Genomic DNA, 17,881 nt, shown 5'->3' with positions numbered 1-17,881 from the left:
GCGTTGGACCGTAACAGCGCGGGAAGCGCGGCGGGCAGGCCCTGTTTTTTGGGGGCGGAAGGCATTGCCGCAATGGCGATGTCGTGACGTCATCGTAGAAACGCCATATTTTTTTCGCGCTTGCAAACCGCGCCAAAGGGACGATAGAGTGCGCCAAAGACAGAGCGAACAAACCCGGGTGCGTACGCTTATGCGCATCATTGGGTGAACGGAGAGAGACATGAAATCAGGGCCTGTCAGCAACGGGTATCCGATGATTCGCGGCGCTGTGATGGGTCCGATCGTGCGCGCGCTCGATGCAGCAGGCGCCGACTGCGATGCATTGCTGGCCGAGTTCGGCCTGAGCCGCAGGCAACTTTCGGACCCTTATGAAATCCTGCCGCTCGGGCGTTATGTCGGTGCCTTCGAGCGTGCAGCGCAAGTGCTCGATGAACCGTGGCTCGGCCTGCGTCTTGGCAACGAATTGCAGCTCACCGAACTTGGACCCGCCGGGCTCGTGTTCATGTCGTCGCCCACGCTGGGCGCGGCCATCCGCAAGTTCACGGATGCACTCGGTTCATGGCAGAGCGGTACCCTCGTCGATCTGGTGCGCGATAACGCATGGCCCATGTGGAGCTATCGCATTGCGCAGGCCCAGATCTGGCCGCGCCGCCAGGACGCCGAATACAGCGTAAGCGCGATGTGCCACATGATTCGTCTCGTGCGCGGCGCGACGTGGGCGCCGGTCGAGATCCATTTCGAGCATGCCGCGCCCGCGGATCTCAAACCCTATATGCGTATTTTCCGCGTGCCGGTGCGTTTCCAGCAGCCAGCGAGTGGTGTGGTGATGCATCCGCACGATCTCGACGCGCCGCTCAAGAGCGCCGACATGCAACTGGCGCGCATGATGGAGCGCCACGCGACCGATCTTATTTCGCGCGATACGGTGCCGCACGATCTCGTCGATCAGGTACGAGATCTGGTCACGCGGCGGCTCGCACGCGAAAAACTCGTGGTTGCCGATATTGCGCGGGATCTCGGGCTGTCGAACCGTTCGCTGCAGCGCCATCTGAACGAGGCGGGCACTTCCGTGCGCGAGATCATTCGCGAGGAGCGCCAGCGCAGCGTGGCAGTGCTGCGCGAGCAGGAGGGCATGACCAACGCCGCCGTTGCGCGCGCGGTGGGCTATGCCGATGCCACAGTGCTATGGCGCGCGACGCGTAACTGGGGGCGGTCGGAGTAGGCCGGTTTGCATGGATAAAGACGCTTCGATTTGAAAATGTAATGTTGCTGATGGTTTTCGGAAAGAAATGTGTTTGAAGAAAGTCTGTGAAAATTGATTCGTCATCCATATCAATTGTTTCATCGGCAGCCAACCCCCGATCAGGGTGCGATTGAGCGGCAAACACGTTAGGTAAAAACCCCAGACGGGTTGGCGCAATTTATCGAATATTTGGCGCGGTCAGTCAGATCGCGGGAATTTTTAACCGCCTACCATGCGCTCGTATCGAATCTCGCAATAGACCACGCAATAGACCACGCGGGATTCGCTTTCACGAGCGCCAGGCGGACGCGGTTCTTCATCGTGTCGCGGGGCGCAATTCAAAATGACACCAGCAGAGGCAACGATGAACGAACCGCAAATACCCGTCGCGCCATCCGGGCTCGTGGGCAGCGCCATGGCAGACGATGCCGCCGCCGCGCCGCGCAGTCTGCTCGGCTTGTGGCAGATTGTGTTTCTCGTGATCTCCGCGGCTGCACCGCTCACCGGCATGCTTGGCGCGGTGCCGCCCGCCATCAGTCTCGGCAATGGCGCGGGCATTCCTGGCGCCTTTGTAATTGCGGGCGCGGTGCTGCTCGTTTTTAGCGTGGGCTTCGCTTCGATGAGCCGGCATATCGTGCGCGCCGGCGCGTTTTACGCCTACATTACGGCGGGCTTCGGCCGGCCGCTCGGCATGGCGGGTGCGCTCGTCGCGCTGCTTTCGTACACCTGCATCCAGATCGCGCTGTACGGGCTGTTCGGATTCTTCTGCACAGTCGTGCTTGGGCCGCTCCTGCATAGTGCGATGCCGTGGTACGCGTATTCGTTCGCATGCATCGCCGTCGTGCAGGTGACGGGCCTGCGCGGCATCGACCTGAACAGCCGCCTGCTCGGCGTGCTGATGTGCCTCGAAATGGGCATCCTGCTCGTGCTTTCGATCGCCATCGTGATTCACCATGGCGGCCCGAGTGGCCTCACGCTCGCGCCGTTCGCACCGAAGCAGGTGTTCAGCGGCCACATAGGCATTGCCGTGATGTTCGCGTTGGCGTCGTTTATCGGCTTCGAGGCCACGGCGATTTACGGCAAGGAGTGCCGCGATCCGAAGGTTACGGTGCCGCGCGCGACCTATGTGTCGGTCACGCTGATTCTCGTGTTCTTCGCGTTCGTTACGTGGGCCATCGTGTGCGCCTGGGGCCTGAAGGACGTGGTCGAGGCTGCGACGAAGCAGCCCGGAGACTTCTGGTTCATCCAGTCCACCAAGTACCTGGGCGGCGCCATGACCACCGCGATGAGCGTGCTTCTGCTCTCGAGCATCTTCGCGAGCCTGCTCTCGTTTCACAACACGATCGTGCGTTACATTCACGCGCTTTCGGTCGAGGGAATACTGCCCGCGAAGCTCGACCGCCTGCATGCGAAATACGGCTCGCCGTATCGCGCGAGCTATCTGCAAACGCTTACGGTGGCGTTGCCGATGGGACTCTATGTGATCGCAGGCGCGGATCCGTTCAATACCGTGTTCAGTTGTACGTCGGCGCTCGGCACCATCGGCATCGTGATGCTGCAAGCCGTGACGAGTTTCTCGGTGGTCGTATTTTTTCGCGTCACGAAAAAAGACACGCGGCTGTGGCACGCGTTCGTCGCACCGATACTGGGCGGGATGGGCCTGCTGTGGATCGGCTTCGTGCTGACCGGCAACCTCGACGCGCTTTCCGGCTCCGATAGTCCCATCGTGCGGGCGTTCCCGTGGATCGTGTTCGCGGTCGCGCTGTTCGGCATTGTGCTCGGCTTCGTGCTCAAGCGCATACGGCCCGACATCTACGCGCGCTTCGGCCAATAGCACCCGGCGCGCGCGGCGCGTTCACTCCCCTCTCAAACTCCAAAAACATCGATATGGAAAACCCACTCGTCAAGCGTACGGCGCTGACGCTGGCGTCGTGCGCTCTAGCCACCTTCATGCACGGCGCTTGCGCCCAGTCCTCTGTCACACTTTTCGGCACGGTGGACGCCGGCCTCGTCTATTCGACGAATCAGCAGACCACGCGTGCGGATGGCAGCACCGAAGGGCATTCGAACTGGCAATTGGGCGGCGGCAACCTCGTGCCGTCGCGCTGGGGGCTGACCGGCAGCGAAGACATCGGCGGCGGCAGCACGGTGAACTTCACGCTGGAAAACAGCGTCTTTACGCAGAACGGCGCGTTGCTGCAGGGCGGCACGCTCTTTAACCGCAACGCCTGGGCAGGCGTAGCGAACGCGAACTATGGCACGCTCACGCTGGGACGCCAGTACGATCCGTTCTCCGACAACATGGGTGTCTATGCATCGAGCAACAACTGGGCGACGCTTTACGGCTCGCACTTCGGCGATGTCGACAATCTCAACGAAGCGTTCAACTTCAACAATTCGATCAAGTACGTGAGCCCGAGCTTCGGCGGCCTGACCGTGGGCGGTCTGTTCAGCTTTGGCGGCGTGGCGGGCAACTTCTCGCAGAACCGCGGCTGGTCGCTCGCCGCAAACTACACGCGTGGACCGCTTTCGCTATCCGCAGGCTATCTGCAACTGCGCAATCCACTCCAGGCGGCGTTGGGTGGGGAGGTCGGATATATTGGCGATTTCAGTTGCGCGAATGCCGACGCTTCGTATTGCGTACTGCACAATGCGCAGAAGATCGATATCTACGGCGCAGGCGGTTCGTATGCGCTCGATACGGTGACGCTCGCACTGAGCTACACGCATACGCGGCTTTCTCAGAGCCAGTATTTCGCGAGCACGGCGCAGCCACAAGGCGCGGACATCGCGTTCGATATTGCCGAGCTCAACACGACGTGGCAAGTCTCGCCCGCGCTGCAATTCGGCTTTGCCTATATCTTCAACGACGCGCATCCTGATGAGGGTTCCTCCACGCGCATCCATCAGATCAACCTGGGCACGGTGTACAGCCTCTCGAAGCGCACGGCGCTCTATGCCGTGGTGATCGGCCAGAAGTCAACGGGTGCGGGACTCGGTATCGATGCCGCCGGCGGCGGCACGCGCAATCTGGCGCAGATTCCGAATCTGGTGAATTCGGACACCGACAAGCAATTGGCGGTCATTGCGGGCATTCGCCATAACTTTTGAGCAGGCGGGGCGGTTCGCGGGCAAGCGCAGGGCGATCGGCGCTAAAATGAGCCGATCCGCTTTCTCGCGCGAGCTCTCGCATGAAAGTCGCCCTTTTTGTCCCGTGCTTCATCGACGCGTTCTACCCCGAAGTGGGCATCGCCACGCTCGAATTGCTGGAGCGGCTGGGCTGCGAGGTCGACTATCCGCTTGAACAGACCTGTTGCGGCCAGCCCATGGCCAACAGCGGCGCGCAAGCCGAGGCGGCCGGCGCGGAGCGCGTGTTCGCGCGCGCTTTCGAAGGATATGACTTTATCGTCGGGCCTTCGGCCAGCTGCGTGAATCATGTGCGCGATCATCTCACCGCCATCGAGCAAACCGATCCGGTGCGGCGCGTGCGCACGAACACCTTCGAACTCGTGGAGTTCCTGCACGACGTGCTGCGCGTGCGCGAATTCCCGTGGGCCGAGTTCCCCTGGCGCGTGGGCCTGCACAACAGCTGCAGCGCGCTGCGCCATCTGCACGAGGCGTCTATTTCCGAGGTGGCGGGCAAGCCCTTTTCGAAGCCGCTCGCGTTGCTGCAGGGCGTGAAGGGCATCGAGTTCGTACAGCCCCAGCGGCCCGACGAATGCTGCGGCTTCGGCGGCACGTTTGCCGTGACCGAGGAAGCGGTGTCGGTACGCATGGGCCAGGACAAGGTCATCGACCACGTGAGCGCGGGCGCGCAATACATTGTCTCGGGCGACATGTCGTGTCTCATGCATCAGCAGGGCTGTGCGCAGCGCATGCAGTCCGATGTGCGCTTCATTCATATCGCCCAGGTGCTCAACGGAGCACGCGAATGAGCGCCCCGAACGATCGCCCGAAGCGGGTCGAGCACGCGAAGCTCGCCGGCGCATTTCTCGCGCGACCCGAACACGTGGATTTCCACGACAAGCGTCTCTGGGACTTGCGCACGAAGCGCGACGCGCAGGCACATGCCATTCCCGAATGGGAGGCGCTGCGCGAACTCGCGTCGGCCATCAAGGCGCACACGCTTTCGCATCTGGCCGACTATCTCGACCAGTTCTCGCGCACCGCCGAGGCGAACGGCGTGCAGGTGCACTGGGCCGATACCGCGGGCGAGCACAACGAGACGGTCTTTCGCATCCTGAGCGAGCGCGGCATGACCGCGCTCGTGAAGAGCAAGTCGATGCTCACGGACGAGTGCGAGATGCGCCCGTACCTCGAACAGCGTGGCATCGCCGTGATGGAAACCGATCTTGGCGAGCGCATCCAGCAACTCGACGGCCAGCCGCCGAGCCATATCGTCGTGCCCGCCGTACACAAGCTGCGCGATGACGTGGCCCAGGTGTTCGGCCGCACGATCGGCACCGATGCATCGAACAACGACATCCACTATCTTGCCGAGAGCCAGCGCATGAACACGCGCCCGTGGTTCGTGCGCGGGAAGACCGCGGGCATGACGGGCTGCAATTTCGCGGTGGCCGAAACCGGCACGGTGGTGGTCTGCACGAACGAGGGCAACGCCGATCTCTCGGCCAACGTGCCGCCGCTGCATATCGTTTCGATGGGCATCGAGAAGCTGATTCCGCGCATGTCCGATCTCGGTGTGTTTATCCGCATGCTTTCGCGCAGCGCGCTGGGCTCGCCGATCACCCAATACACCTCGCATTTCCGCGCGCCCCGCGAGGGTGCCGAGATGCACTTCATCCTCGTCGACAACGGCCGCAGCGCACGGCTCGCGATGCCCGACTTCTGGTACTCGCTCAAGTGCATCCGCTGCGGCGCGTGCATGAATACCTGTCCGGTTTATCGGCGCAGCGGCGGTCTCTCGTATGGCAGCACCTATGCCGGGCCGATTGGCGCGATCATCAACCCGACCTTCGACTTGAAGCGCTTTAGCGCGTTGCCGTTCGCGTCCACCCTCAACGGCAGTTGCACCAACGTGTGCCCCGTGAAGATCAACATTCACGAGCAGATCTACCAGTGGCGCACGGTGATCGCCGCGCAGCACGAGGTGCCGTTCGTGAAACAGGAAGTGCTCAAGATGGCGGGGCGGTTGCTGGGAAGTCCGACGATGTATCGCGCGGCCGTGTCGTCGCTCGACGGCGCGCTGCGGCTCTTGCCCAATTTTGTGCTCTACAACCCGCTCAATATCTGGGGCCGGCAACGCACGCTGCCGCAGGCTCCGTCCACGACCTTTCATGCCTGGTATCGCAAGCATCGCAAGGGCTCTAAAGGCAGCAAGGGAGACAACGACGGAGGCGACGATGGCGAGCCGTGAAGCGTTCCTCGCCCGCGTGCGCGCGGCGCAGCCCGAGGCCCAGGACTTGCCCGAGGTGCCGTTGTTCGACGCGCCGCCCGGGGAATTGCGCGCGCGCTTTGGCGCAGCGCTCGCGCTGATGGGTGGCAGCGAGGCACAGGCCGATTCGGGCGAGGCCGTGCTCGCGCTGATACGCGAGCGTTTCGGCGCGCAGGTGTCGATCGCGTCGGCGGCGCCCGAGGTGCAGGGCACGCGTGCGCTCGAACCGGCCACGCCGCCCGAGTCGCTCGAGAACGTGGAGGTGGGCGTCGTGCGCGCGCGCTTCGGCGTTGCCGAAACGGGCTCGGTGTGGCTCTCCGAGCGCGAATACGGGGTGAACGCGCTTGGCTATCTCGTGCAACATCTCTACGTGCTGCTCGATCCCGGCGCGCTCGTGGCCGGCCTTCAGGATGCCTACCGGCGCGACGATTTTCGCAGCGCGCGCTATGCGGTGCTGGTGACCGGGCCGTCCGCCACGGCCGATATCGAGGGCGTGCTGATTCGGGGCGCGCAAGGGGTGAGGTCGCTGACGCTGGTATGGCTCGCGGCGCACGGCGCTTGCGCGTGACTCATGGCTGGCTCGTGCCTGACTCAAGCGATCGGCAATGATCATCCACGTTCTATTGCTGAGCGGCTTCCTGCTGGCGAGTATCGCCGTGGTGCGGGCCGTGAGCCTGCACTTCGCGCTGTCCGAATCGGTGCTGCTTGCTGCCTGGAGTTTCGCGCTCGGCGGCCGTGCCATGCGCTAGACTCGCTCACCGGTTCGAGCATGGAAAAGGAGGTGCCGATGTTGCGCAAGACTCTCAACGCATCGCGGCTGCAGGAAGAAGTGAAGCGCCGGATCCACCGGCTCCAGGAAGTCGTCGACGATGGCGTGAAGATCGGCGTGCCGCGACCGCAGTCACAGACGCCCGACCGCACGGGCTGCAACTGGACGATGCGCAATTTAGGCAACGCGGCGGGGTTCGAGGCGAGCATCGCCGGCGTGCTCGCGCAGATGCAGGCGGAGTACAACCTTGCTGCGCAAGAGGGGGAGGAGAGCGAGGCCGCGCGCGCACCAGCAGGCGATCCGTTCGGCGGCACCCATGCGCCGGCGAAAGTCGATCCGTTCGCCGACCCATCGGGCAACCCCGGACCCGCGCCGGCAGCGAATCCGGTTACCGGGGCGCAGCCGGCGGGGGCTTCGAAGGCGAGCGCCGATCCGTTCGGCGGCCCTTCGTCGCCGAAGGACGGCGCCAGCGAGCCGCCACCGCGCAAGCGCCCGGCGAACCCGTTCGGCGGCGATTGACACTGCTTGCTACGCGGCCTTGCCGTTCAGGTCGCGGCGATCAGCTTTCTTCCGCCGTCTTGCGCGGGCGGCGGGCGCGCGCCGGGGATTTCTTCGGCGCTTTGGCTTTTTTGCCGGCCGGTTCGGCGTCGGCGCTCGCTTCGGGCGCGGGAGATTCCGTCACGTCGCGCGGCGGCTCGGCGTGGGCCTCTTGCGCAGCGGGTCCGGAAGTCTTCTTGCGGCCAGTGCTCTTGCGCGATGCGGTCTTGCGCGCGCGCCGCGGTGCCTCGGGCGCTTCGGATGCCGGGTGCTCCCCGGCGGCGGGTGCATCGGCCGCCGCGTGCGCGTGCTCGTGCGCGCCGTGCTGCGGCTGCCCGAAGCGCGGCATGTCGCCCGCGTGGTGCGCTTCGTCGCGAGCCGGTGCATGCACCTCGCGCGATTGCGCCGAGGCGGTCTCGGTGAAGAGGTCGCCGTTCGACATCGCCGCGCTGGCCTCGGACTCGCGCGTTTGCTCGAATTCGAACGAGACACGCGCTTCGGCCGTTTCCTGCGCTTCACGCGTTTCGCTGCTTTCGCTCGCCTCGCGTGCCTGCTCGTGGCCGTTCTCGCCGGCAGCCGCCGCGCCGCGCCCGCCGCGCCGGCCCTTGCGGCGCGAGCGCGTCGAATCTTCCGCGCGTTCTCCGCGCTCCGCACGCTCCGCGCGCGGCGCTGCCTCTTCCGCCGGGCTCGCGGGCGCGGCGCTCGCCGGCTGGCTCGTGCGCGTCACATAGGTGCCGGACTTCTCGTCGCGGCCCACTTCCAGCAGGCCGCGCGCCTGCGCTTCTTCGAGCAGGTTGCCGAACGCGCGGAAGCCGTAGCGCGCCTCGTTGAAGTCGGGGCGGCGCCGCTTGATGGCGCTCTTGAGCACCGATGCCCAGATCTTGCCGCTGTCGCCACGCTCATAGCCGAGCGCGTCGAGCGTCTCGACCACCAGCATGATGGCCTTGGACTTGCGCTCTTCGCCGCGTTCCTCGCCGCGCTCGTCCGCGCTTTCGGCAGCGTTGCGCCGCTCGTCGCCGGACTGGCGCTTCGCGTTCGCGCCGCTTTCGCCGCGCGCCTTGGCGCGCTCCTTTTGCTCGCGCGCGAGCTCGCGCACCAGGTCGTCGTAGAAGATGAACTCATCGCAGTTCGCGACGAGCAGGTCGGAGGTGGAATGCTTCACGCCCACGCCGATCACCTTCTTGGCGTTCTCGCGCAGCTTCGAGACGAGCGGCGAAAAGTCGGAGTCGCCGCTCACGATCACGAAGGTGTCCACGTGCGACTTCGTATAGCAGAGATCGAGCGCGTCCACGACGAGGCGGATATCGGCGGAATTCTTGCCCGACTGGCGCACGTGCGGAATTTCGATGAGCTCGAAGCTCGCCTCGTGCATCGACGCCTTGAAGCCCTTGTAGCGGTCCCAGTCGCAATAGGCCTTCTTCACGACGATGCTGCCTTTGAGCAGGAGCCGCTCGAGCACGGGCTTGATATCGAAACGGTCGATCTTCGCGTCGCGCACGCCGAGCGCGACGTTCTCGAAGTCGCAGAACACCGCCATGCTGACGTTTTCCTGAGGGGAGGCCATGTGATTCGTTCGTTCCATCTGCTGTTCGAACGCACATGATAGCCCCTTGCCGCGGCGCGGACCGAAAACACCGGCATCGCACAGGTGCGTGCCGCGTCTACGAGCATCACGGCGTGCGCAAGCTGTTCATTTCGTGCACGTGCTGGACAAGTCAGCTCGCGATGTGCGCGGCCATAGTTCATATGGACGATGCATGGTTTTTAGCAGGCGATCAGCATCGCTTTTCATGCGTTCGTCACAGAGTCTGCCTGACCTTGTGCGGCTCCGGAGGGCCCGCATGCACGGTGCGGAGCGCATGACCATAAAAACCGACCCGGCATCCCACAATAACTCGACAAAACAGAGGACTTCCATGGCTATACGTTTCAGCGGCAAGCTTTGGGCGTTTTACGCGTCCATCCTTGCCGCGCTTTGCACTGCGCTCTTCGTGAGCGCCTGCGGCTCCTCGCATCCCGCCGTGACCGGCCAGCAGCAGATTCGTCACGTGTTCATCATCACGCTCGAGAACGAGAACTACGCGAGCACCTTCGGCTCCAGCACGAAGGCGCCTTATCTGGCACAGACGCTGGCTTCGCAAGGAGCGCTCGTGCAGAACTACTACGGCACGGGCCATGTGAGCCTCGACAACTACATCTCCATGCTGAGCGGCCAGGCGCCGACACCGCAAACGGATAACGACTGCTCGACTTACGAGGACTACAACCTGACCGGGATGACTTCCGATGGCCAGGCGATCGGCACGGGCTGTGTGTTTCCGGCGAACATCAAGACGCTGCCCGACCAACTGAAGGCGGCCGGCTTCACGTGGAAGGGCTACGAAGAGGACATGGGCAATGACCCGTCGCGCGAAGCCGCCACTTGCGGCCACCCGGCGCTGAACGCCGTGGACCTCACGCAGCGCGCGCAGGCGCCGAGCGCGGCCGTGCCGCTGGGTGACCAGTACGCGACGCGCCACAATCCGTTCGTGTACTTTCACTCGATCATCGATTCGCCCGACTGCGGCACGAACGTCGTGAATCTGGAGAAGCTGCAGGCCGACCTCCAGTCGGTCGCGACCACGGCCAACTTCAACTTCATCACGCCGAACCTGTGCAACGACGGCCATGACTCGCCGTGCGTGAACGGCCAGCCCGGCGGCTTGACGAGTGCGAATGCGTTCCTCGAAAAGTGGGTGCCCATTATTACTTCGTCGGCGGCGTTCAAACAGGACGGACTCCTGATCATCAATTTCGACGAGAGCAGCTACGCGAGCCAGACGCTGGACACGAGCAAGAGCCCGGCCACGCTGACGCTCACCTACGCGGGCAGCACCTGTTGCAGCCAGGCGCCGGGGCCGAACCTCGCCGCGTTCCCGCAGTCGGAGGCATATGGCTCGGTGCCGGCCAGCGCGATTCCGGGGCTGCCGTCGTCGCTCGGCAACATTTCGCTGGTCATGACGAAGTCGAACTTCGGCGGCGACCAGACCGGCGCGGTGATGATCTCTAAGTTCATCAAGCCGGGCACGGTCTCGACAGTGGCGTACAACCATTATTCGATGCTCAAGAGCATCGAGGACATCTTCGGCCTCGCCCATCTCGGCTATGCGGGGCAGGCAGGGCTTGCGGGGTTCGGCAACGATATCTTCACGAACCTGTAAGCATGAAAGCCGGTTTTACGAGCGCGACCCCCGCCACCGTTGCTGCAGCGGTGGTGGCTACTGTTGCGCTGGGCCTGAGCCTGGGGGCGGTCCACGCACAGGTTCAGCGCATTCCGAGTCGGGCGGCTGCCACCTTGCCTGCCACCCCGCCGGCCACCGCGACGCCCGTGGACTTTAGCGACGCCCGCGCGCTCGGCAAGCTGCTGTTCCACGACCCGTCGCTTTCGGCCTCGGGGCGAATGTCGTGCGCGAGCTGCCACAGCCCCGCGCATGCGTATGGGCCGCCGAACGGCCTCGCCGCGCAGTTCGGCGGCGCCGGTCTGCGCACGCAAGGCACGCGCGCCGTGCCGACGCTGCGCTACGTGCTCGACCGCACGCCGCTCTGGACGCATGCGCAGGCGGCGAGCTTCAGCGAGCGCTTCGAGGACGACAACGCGCCGTCCGGCGGCTTCGGCTGGGATGGGCGTTTCAACCGTCTGAGCGACCAGGCCACGTTCCCGCTATTCAACCCCGGCGAGATGGCGAACCGCGACGCCGCTTCGGTCGTTGCGAAGCTCGCGCGCGCCCCGTACGCGGCGCGCTTCAAGCAGGTCTACGGCGAAACGGTGTTCGACTCCCCGCAAGTGGCGCTGCGCCAGGCCATGGCGGCCATCGAGCGTTACGAACTCGAAGAGCCCGATTTCCACCCGTACACGAGCAAGTTCGACTATTACCTCGACGGCAAGGCGCAACTCACCGCGAGCGAGCGGCGCGGCAAGCAGCTCTTCGACGACCCGCACGGCGGCAATTGCGCGTCGTGCCATATCGACCAGCCCGGCGCGAACGGCGCGCATCCGCTCTTCACCGATTTCCAGTTCGAGGCGCTCGGCGTGCCGCGCAACCCCGAACTGCGCGTCAATCGCGATCCCGCGTACCACGACGAGGGGCTATGCGGGCCGCTGCGCCACGATCTGTCCGCAGACCAGGCCCTTTGCGGTTTCTTCAAGACGCCCACGCTGCGCAACGTGGCCACGCGCCAGGTGTTCTTTCACAACGGGCGCTTCCATACGCTGCGCGACGCGCTGCGCTTCTACGTCGAGCGCGACACGAACCCGGAGAAGTGGTATCCGCGCGATCGCCAGGGTCAGGTCGTGAAGTTCGATGATTTGCCGCCTGCGTTGCGCCGCAACGTCGACACCACCGATGCGCCGCTGACTGGCAAACTGGGCGGCAAGCCAGTCTGGAACGCGCGCGACATCGACGATGTGATCGCCTTCCTGAAGACGCTCGACGACGGTTATCGGCCATGACCCCCAAAGTGTCTGGTTTCGCCGATCAGGCGCTTGGAGGTTAACCCCGATCTTTTGCATCGCGCGAGGCGTACTAGAGTTACGCAAATGGATACAAACCAGCGTAACCGCGATGCAGGAGGCGACACCATGGGCGAGGCCCCCCACGAGGCCGCGGGGCGCTGCCCCGTGAGCGCGAACGCGGCAGCGTTCGACCCGTTCAGCGATGGCTACCAGCAGGACCCGCCCGAGTACGTGCGCTGGGCGCGCGAGCAGGAGCCCGTGTTCTACAGCCCGCAACTAGGTTATTGGGTCGTCACGCGCTACGACGACATCAAGGCGATCTTCCGCGACAACCTCACGTTCTCGCCCTCGATCGCGCTCGAAAAGATCACACCCACAGGGCCCGAGGCCAACGCGGTGCTCGAGTCGTATGGCTACGCCATGAACCGCACGCTCGTGAACGAAGACGAGCCCGCGCACATGCCGCGCCGCCGCGTGCTGATGGAGCCGTTCACGCCCGAGCAGCTGAAGCGCCACGAACCGCTGGTGCGGCGCCTCGCGCGCGAGTACGTCGACCGTTTCATCGACACGGGCCGAGCCGATCTCGTCGACCAGATGCTCTGGGAGGTGCCGCTCACGGTGGCGCTGCATTTTCTCGGCGTGCCCGAGGAAGACATGGACATGCTGCGCCGCTACTCGATTGCGCACACGGTCAATACCTGGGGGCGTCCGCGCCCCGAAGAGCAGGTGGCGGTGGCGCACGCGGTAGGCAACTTCTGGCAGTTCGCGGGCAAGGTGCTGGCGAAGATGCGCCAGAACCCCGAGGGCCATGGATGGATGCAATACGGCATCCGCAAGCAGCAGGCGCATCCCGAGATCGTCACCGACTCGTATCTGCATTCGATGATGATGGCGGGCATCGTGGCCGCGCACGAGACTACGGCCAACGCCACGGCCAATGCGATGAAGCTGCTGTTGCAGCACCCGCGCGCGTGGCGCGAGCTCTGCGAAGACCCGAGCCTGATACCGAACGCCGTGGAGGAATGCCTGCGCCACAACGGCTCGATTGCGGCGTGGCGGCGGCTTGCGACGAAGGATGTGCGCATCGGAGGCGTCGACATTGCCGCGGGCTCGAAGCTGCTGATCGTGACCTCGTCGGCGAATCACGACGAGGGGCATTTTGCCGATGCTGATCTGTTCGACATTCGCCGCGACAACGCGAGCGATCACGTTACGTTCGGCTATGGCGCGCACCAGTGCATGGGAAAGAATCTCGCGCGCATGGAGATGCAGATCTTTCTCGACGAGTTCACGCGGCGGTTGCCGCATATGCGGCTCGCGGAGCAGAGGTTCACCTACGTGCCCAATACCTCGTTTCGGGGTCCGGAGCATTTGTGGGTGGAGTGGGACCCGGCGCAAAACCCCGAGCGCACCCGTTCCGCGTCATCTGGCGCGCGGGCGGCCGTACGGATTGGCGAGCCGTCGTCGCATGCGTTGAGCCGCCCCGTGGTGGTCGAGCGTATGGACACCGTGGCGGCTGGCATCGTGCGGCTGCGTCTGGCCGCGCCCGAGGGCGCGACGCTGCCGCGCTGGGCGCCCGGCGCGCATATCGACCTCGAATGCGGCGAGTATGGCAACGGTCGTGAGGGTGTGCTGTCGCGCCAGTATTCGCTGTGCGGCGACCCCGCTGATACGGGCGCGTTCGAAATCGCGGTGCTGCGCGAAACGCAAAGCCGGGGCGGTTCCGCATGGGTACACGACACGCTGCGCGAGGGCATGCGCGTGAGAATTCGCGGACCTCGCAATCATTTCCGGCTCGACGAAACGGTTGAGTCAGGGCATCGGGCCATTTTCATCGCGGGCGGCATCGGCATCACGCCAATCAGCGCGATGGCGCGCCGCGCGCGCGAGCTCGGCATCGACTACGAACTGCACTATAGCGGCCGCTCGCGCGGCAGCATGGCGTTCGTCGCGGAACTCATGCAGTTGCATGGCGAGTGGCTGCGCCTTTACGTCTCCGATGAAGGCACGCGCAACGATTTCGGCGCACTGCGCGTGGAGGGACGCACGCGCGTCTATGCGTGCGGTCCCGCGCGCATGCTCGATGCGCTGGCTGCCGCGAGCGCTGCGTGGCCGGAAGACACGTTGCGCATGGAGCACTTCGTCGCGCGCGCGGGCAAGCTCGACCCGGCGCACGAGCATGCGTTCGAAGTCGAACTCAAGGACTCGGGCGTCGTGCTGGAGGTGGCGGCGGACCAGACCGTGCTCGATGCGCTGCGCGCCGCGAATATCGACGTGCAGAGCGACTGCGAAGAGGGCCTGTGCGGCTCGTGCGAGGTGCGCGTGCTGTCGGGCGAGATCGATCACCGCGACGTGGTGCTCACGCGTGCCGAACGCGAGACCCAGACGCGCATGATGACCTGCTGCTCGCGCGCAAAAGGCAAACGGCTGATACTCGAGCTGTAGAGGTGGAGCGGCGGCGCACAAGCGCATCGGGGCCGGAACAGCCTCCGGCCATCGGGACTAATGCCGACTTCCGGCCAGACGAATGCCGGCTTCTTTGAAAACGAATTGTTGGCCGCGCGCGGCTCCACCACACTGAGCCCTGTCGAGAGGCGGCGCGCGCATACGCGCCGTGCGGGAAACGAACAAGCCAGGATCGGAGGCGAAGGTGGTGACAGGGGCGGCGCGGGCGGCGCGCAAAATCAGCGACATCGCGCGGCATTGGGCACAGGCCGCGCCCGAGGCCACGGCGATTCGTGAAGAGGGCCGTGAAACCAGCTTCGGCGAGCTTTGGCGCAATGTGGAGGCGGCCCAGCGTTTCTTGCGCGCGCAAGGCGTGAGCACCGGCGACCGCGTGATGATCGTGGCCGAGAACTGCCCGGCCGTCATCACGCTGCTGTTCGCGCTTTCGGAAATCGGCGCGTGGCCGGCCATCGTCAACGCGCGGCTCTCGGAGCGCGAGATCGAAACGATCCGCGCGCATTGCGGGCCGCGTCTGATGCTGTTTACACATGGGGCCTCGCCCGATGCGCTGCGCCACGGCGTGCGTCAGCGCGCGAAAGAGATCGCGCCGCAAGGGCTCGGCCCGCTGATGATGGCGGACCCCGAACCGCAAGCCGTGCGCGAGCCCGAATCGCTCGCCCGCGAGGTCGCGCTCCTCATCTATACCTCGGGCACGACAGGTCAGCCCAAGGGCGTGATGGCCACGCATCGCGGGCTGCTGCATTTCGCGCGCGTCTCTGCCATCTCGCGCAACATGACGCCCGCCGACTGCGCCTATGCGGTCATGCCGATGTCGCATATCTTCGGCCTCGCGACGCTGCTGCTCGCCACCTTCGAGGCGGGCGCGAGCCTCTATCTGGCCGCTCGCTTCTCGGCCGAGGAAGTGGTGAGGGCGCTGGGCGCGTCGGAAATCTCGATCCTGCAGGGCGTGCCCACGATGTTCACGCGCATCGTCGCGTGGGTGCGCGAGCACGGCGGGGCGGTTCGGGCGCCGCGTCTGCGCTACCTCTACACGGGCGGCGGCCCGCTCGATCCCACCTTGAAGCACCAGGTGGAAGCGCTCTTCGGCATGCCGCTCCACCATGGCTATGGCATGACCGAATACGCGGGCTCGCTCTTCATCACGCGCATGGACCGGCCGCGCAAGGACACCGCATCGGGCGAGATCGTCGAAGGCGCGGAACTGCGCATCATGGGCCCCGATGGCCAGAGCGTCGCGCGCGGCGAAGCGGGCGAGCTGTGGGTGCGCGGCCCTGGCGTCATGCACGGCTACTATCGCGATCCGGCGCTCACGGCCGAGACGATCGATGCCGATGGATGGCTCAGGACCGGCGATCTCGGGCGGCTCGAAGCGGATGGCGCGCTCTTTATCGTCGGCCGGTCGAAGGACCTCATCATCCGCTCGGGCTTCAACGTCTATCCGATCGAAGTGGAATCGGTCATCAACACGTACGACGCGGTGCGCCTGTCGGCCGTGGTGGGCCGCACCGACGCCGAAGGCAATGAGGAAGTGGTGGCCTTCGTGGAGCCGAAAGAGGGCGCGGCACTCGATGTCGACGCATTGCATCGCTATATCAGCGAGCGCCTCTCGCCGTACAAGCGGCCCGTTCAGATCGTGCCCATCGACATGATTCCCACCACCGCGAGCGGCAAGCTGCAAAAGCAGCCGCTGCGCGAACTCGCCGCGCGCCGCCGCTAGCGCGCCCTGTCAATTCGAAGCGGCATGCTCTGGGTGGAACCGCGCATGCCGGCATGAAACTGATAAGGAATACACATCATGATTCGCGACCAGGAAACGATGAACGTGCTGCTCGACAACGTCTCGCGCTTCGTGCGCGAGCGTCTCGTGCCGAACGAAGAGCGTGTGGCGGAAACCGACGAGATTCCCGCCGACATCGTGAACGACATGAAAGCGATGGGCCTTTTCGGCCTCACGATTCCCGAAGCCTACGGCGGCCTCGATCTCACGATGGAAGAAGAAGTGCTTGTGATGTTCGCGCTCGGCAAAACGTCACCCGCGTTTCGTTCGATCATCGGCACGACGGTGGGCATCGGCTCGCAGGGCATCGTGATCGACGGCACCGAGGAGCAAAAGGCCCGCTGGCTGCCGAAGCTCGCGACCGGCGAAGTCATCGCGAGCTTCGCACTCACAGAACCGGGCTCGGGCTCCGACGCGGCCTCGCTCAAGACGCGCGCCGAGCGCCACGGCGACCACTACGTCGTAAACGGCACCAAGCGCTTCATCACGAACGCGCCGCAGGCGGGCATGTTCACGCTGATGGCGCGCACCAATCCCGACGAGCCGCGTGCGGGCGGCATCACCGCGTTCATCGTCGATGCACGCACGCCCGGCATCAGCTTCGGCAAGCGCGATCGCAAGATGGGCCAGAAGGGGGCGCATACCTGCGACGTGATCTTCGATAACGTGAAAGTGCCGGCCGAAAACATCATCGGCGGCAAGGAGGGCGTGGGCTTCAAAACCGCGATGAAGGTGCTCGACAAGGGCCGCATTCATATTGCGGCGATTTGCGTGGCGGTGGCGCAGCGCATGCTCGACGACGCATTGCGCTACGCGACGGAGCGCGAGCAGTTCGGCCAGCCGATCGGCGAATTCCAGCTCGTGCAGGCCATGCTCGCCGATAGCCAGGCCGAACTCTACGCTGCGCGCTGCATGGTGCTGGATGCCGCGCGCCGCCGCGACGATGGCCGCAACGTGAGCACCGAAGCCGCGTGTGCGAAGCTCTTTGCCTCGGAGATGTGCGGGCGCGTAGCCGACCGCGCGGTGCAGATCTTCGGCGGCGCGGGCTATATGGCCGAATACGGCATCGAGCGTTTCTACCGTGACGTGCGCCTGTTCCGCATATACGAGGGCACGAGCCAGATTCAGCAGATCGTCATTGCACGCAACATGATGCGCGACGCGCAAGCGCTTTAAAGCGCCTCAAGGCCTGCTATCCGTAT

The 17,881-nt window shown here is 64.8% G+C and carries 13 protein-coding genes and 1 pseudogene; 13 read left to right on the top strand and 1 reads right to left on the bottom strand.

Annotated features, from left to right (window positions below; all coding sequences use genetic code 11):
• Positions 1 to 220: 220 nt before the first annotated feature.
• From P5W99_RS09600 to P5W99_RS09565, 8 genes and pseudogenes are all read left to right on the top strand, one after another.
• On the top strand, positions 221 to 1,222 hold the full coding sequence (locus tag P5W99_RS09600; RefSeq protein ID WP_434660403.1) for an AraC family transcriptional regulator: 1,002 nt from the start codon (positions 221 to 223) through the stop codon (positions 1,220 to 1,222).
• A 385-nt stretch (positions 1,223 to 1,607) separates the two neighbouring features.
• The gene (locus P5W99_RS09595) at positions 1,608 to 3,077 is read left to right on the top strand and encodes an APC family permease (RefSeq protein WP_434660401.1); all 1,470 of its coding nucleotides are present in this window, start codon (positions 1,608 to 1,610) and stop codon (positions 3,075 to 3,077) included.
• Positions 3,078 to 3,130: 53 nt separating this feature from the next.
• Positions 3,131 to 4,354: a porin gene (locus P5W99_RS09590; RefSeq protein ID WP_434660400.1), complete on the top strand. Its 1,224-nt coding sequence runs from the start codon at positions 3,131 to 3,133 to the stop codon at positions 4,352 to 4,354.
• A gap of 80 nt (positions 4,355 to 4,434) precedes the next feature.
• On the top strand, positions 4,435 to 5,178 hold the full coding sequence (locus tag P5W99_RS09585) for a (Fe-S)-binding protein (RefSeq protein ID WP_421043503.1): 744 nt from the start codon (positions 4,435 to 4,437) through the stop codon (positions 5,176 to 5,178).
• On the top strand, positions 5,175 to 6,620 hold the full coding sequence (locus tag P5W99_RS09580) for a lactate utilization protein B (protein ID WP_434660397.1): 1,446 nt from the start codon (positions 5,175 to 5,177) through the stop codon (positions 6,618 to 6,620). Before P5W99_RS09585 ends, P5W99_RS09580 begins: the two co-directional genes overlap by 4 nt.
• Positions 6,607 to 7,206, top strand: coding sequence for a LutC/YkgG family protein (locus tag P5W99_RS09575; protein ID WP_434660396.1), 600 nt, complete (start codon positions 6,607 to 6,609; stop codon positions 7,204 to 7,206). Before P5W99_RS09580 ends, P5W99_RS09575 begins: the two co-directional genes overlap by 14 nt.
• A 37-nt stretch (positions 7,207 to 7,243) precedes the next feature.
• Positions 7,244 to 7,387 carry a hypothetical protein gene (locus P5W99_RS09570; RefSeq protein WP_434660395.1) on the top strand — a complete coding sequence of 48 codons (144 nt, stop codon included), beginning with the start codon at positions 7,244 to 7,246 and terminating at the stop codon, positions 7,385 to 7,387.
• Between the two features lie 38 nt (positions 7,388 to 7,425).
• Positions 7,426 to 7,716: pseudogene (locus P5W99_RS09565) on the top strand (hypothetical protein); the annotation flags it as partial.
• 250 nt (positions 7,717 to 7,966) lie between these two features.
• Here P5W99_RS09565 and P5W99_RS09560 read toward each other — a convergent pair.
• Positions 7,967 to 9,508, bottom strand: a complete 1,542-nt coding sequence (locus P5W99_RS09560) for an NYN domain-containing protein (RefSeq protein WP_434660394.1) — start codon at positions 9,506 to 9,508, stop codon at positions 7,967 to 7,969.
• Positions 9,509 to 9,860: 352 nt separating this feature from the next.
• Here P5W99_RS09560 and P5W99_RS09555 point away from each other — a divergent pair, with 352 nt between their 5' ends.
• The 5 genes from P5W99_RS09555 (at position 9,861) to P5W99_RS09535 (ending at position 17,855) form a co-directional block, all read left to right on the top strand.
• Positions 9,861 to 11,144, top strand: a complete 1,284-nt coding sequence (locus P5W99_RS09555; protein WP_434660392.1) for an alkaline phosphatase family protein — start codon at positions 9,861 to 9,863, stop codon at positions 11,142 to 11,144.
• A 2-nt stretch (positions 11,145 to 11,146) separates the two neighbouring features.
• Complete coding sequence (locus tag P5W99_RS09550) at positions 11,147 to 12,433, top strand: cytochrome-c peroxidase (RefSeq protein ID WP_434660390.1); 1,287 nt, start codon at positions 11,147 to 11,149, stop codon at positions 12,431 to 12,433.
• A 129-nt stretch (positions 12,434 to 12,562) separates the two neighbouring features.
• Positions 12,563 to 14,881, top strand: coding sequence for a cytochrome P450/oxidoreductase (locus P5W99_RS09545; RefSeq protein WP_434660388.1), 2,319 nt, complete (start codon positions 12,563 to 12,565; stop codon positions 14,879 to 14,881).
• 208 nt (positions 14,882 to 15,089) lie between these two features.
• A complete protein-coding gene (locus tag P5W99_RS09540; RefSeq protein ID WP_434662523.1) occupies positions 15,090 to 16,619 on the top strand; it encodes a class I adenylate-forming enzyme family protein in 1,530 nt (509 codons plus the stop codon).
• 78 nt (positions 16,620 to 16,697) lie between these two features.
• On the top strand, positions 16,698 to 17,855 hold the full coding sequence (locus tag P5W99_RS09535; protein ID WP_434660386.1) for an acyl-CoA dehydrogenase family protein: 1,158 nt from the start codon (positions 16,698 to 16,700) through the stop codon (positions 17,853 to 17,855).
• Positions 17,856 to 17,881: the final 26 nt, after the last annotated feature.

Origin of the sequence: Paraburkholderia sp. A3BS-1L, assembly GCF_051125215.1 — a bacterium.
Classification (GTDB): domain Bacteria; phylum Pseudomonadota; class Gammaproteobacteria; order Burkholderiales; family Burkholderiaceae; genus Paraburkholderia.
The sequence above is the reverse complement of the archived record's forward strand: the minus strand, read 5'-3'. Positions and strand labels throughout refer to the sequence as shown.

Excerpts from the sequence above, each read along its gene's own strand:
- P5W99_RS09600 (WP_434660403.1), top strand. The coding sequence starts at position 221 with ATGAAATCAGGGCCTGTCAGCAACGGGTATCCGATGATTCGCGGCGCT.
- P5W99_RS09595 (WP_434660401.1), top strand. The coding sequence starts at position 1,608 with ATGAACGAACCGCAAATACCCGTCGCGCCATCCGGGCTCGTGGGCAGC.
- P5W99_RS09590 (WP_434660400.1), top strand. The coding sequence starts at position 3,131 with ATGGAAAACCCACTCGTCAAGCGTACGGCGCTGACGCTGGCGTCGTGC.
- P5W99_RS09585 (WP_421043503.1), top strand. The coding sequence starts at position 4,435 with ATGAAAGTCGCCCTTTTTGTCCCGTGCTTCATCGACGCGTTCTACCCC.
- P5W99_RS09580 (WP_434660397.1), top strand. The coding sequence starts at position 5,175 with ATGAGCGCCCCGAACGATCGCCCGAAGCGGGTCGAGCACGCGAAGCTC.
- P5W99_RS09575 (WP_434660396.1), top strand. The coding sequence starts at position 6,607 with ATGGCGAGCCGTGAAGCGTTCCTCGCCCGCGTGCGCGCGGCGCAGCCC.
- P5W99_RS09570 (WP_434660395.1), top strand. The coding sequence starts at position 7,244 with ATGATCATCCACGTTCTATTGCTGAGCGGCTTCCTGCTGGCGAGTATC.
- P5W99_RS09560 (WP_434660394.1), bottom strand. The coding sequence starts at position 9,508 with ATGGCCTCCCCTCAGGAAAACGTCAGCATGGCGGTGTTCTGCGACTTC.
- P5W99_RS09555 (WP_434660392.1), top strand. The coding sequence starts at position 9,861 with ATGGCTATACGTTTCAGCGGCAAGCTTTGGGCGTTTTACGCGTCCATC.
- P5W99_RS09550 (WP_434660390.1), top strand. The coding sequence starts at position 11,147 with ATGAAAGCCGGTTTTACGAGCGCGACCCCCGCCACCGTTGCTGCAGCG.
- P5W99_RS09545 (WP_434660388.1), top strand. The coding sequence starts at position 12,563 with ATGGGCGAGGCCCCCCACGAGGCCGCGGGGCGCTGCCCCGTGAGCGCG.
- P5W99_RS09535 (WP_434660386.1), top strand. The coding sequence starts at position 16,698 with ATGATTCGCGACCAGGAAACGATGAACGTGCTGCTCGACAACGTCTCG.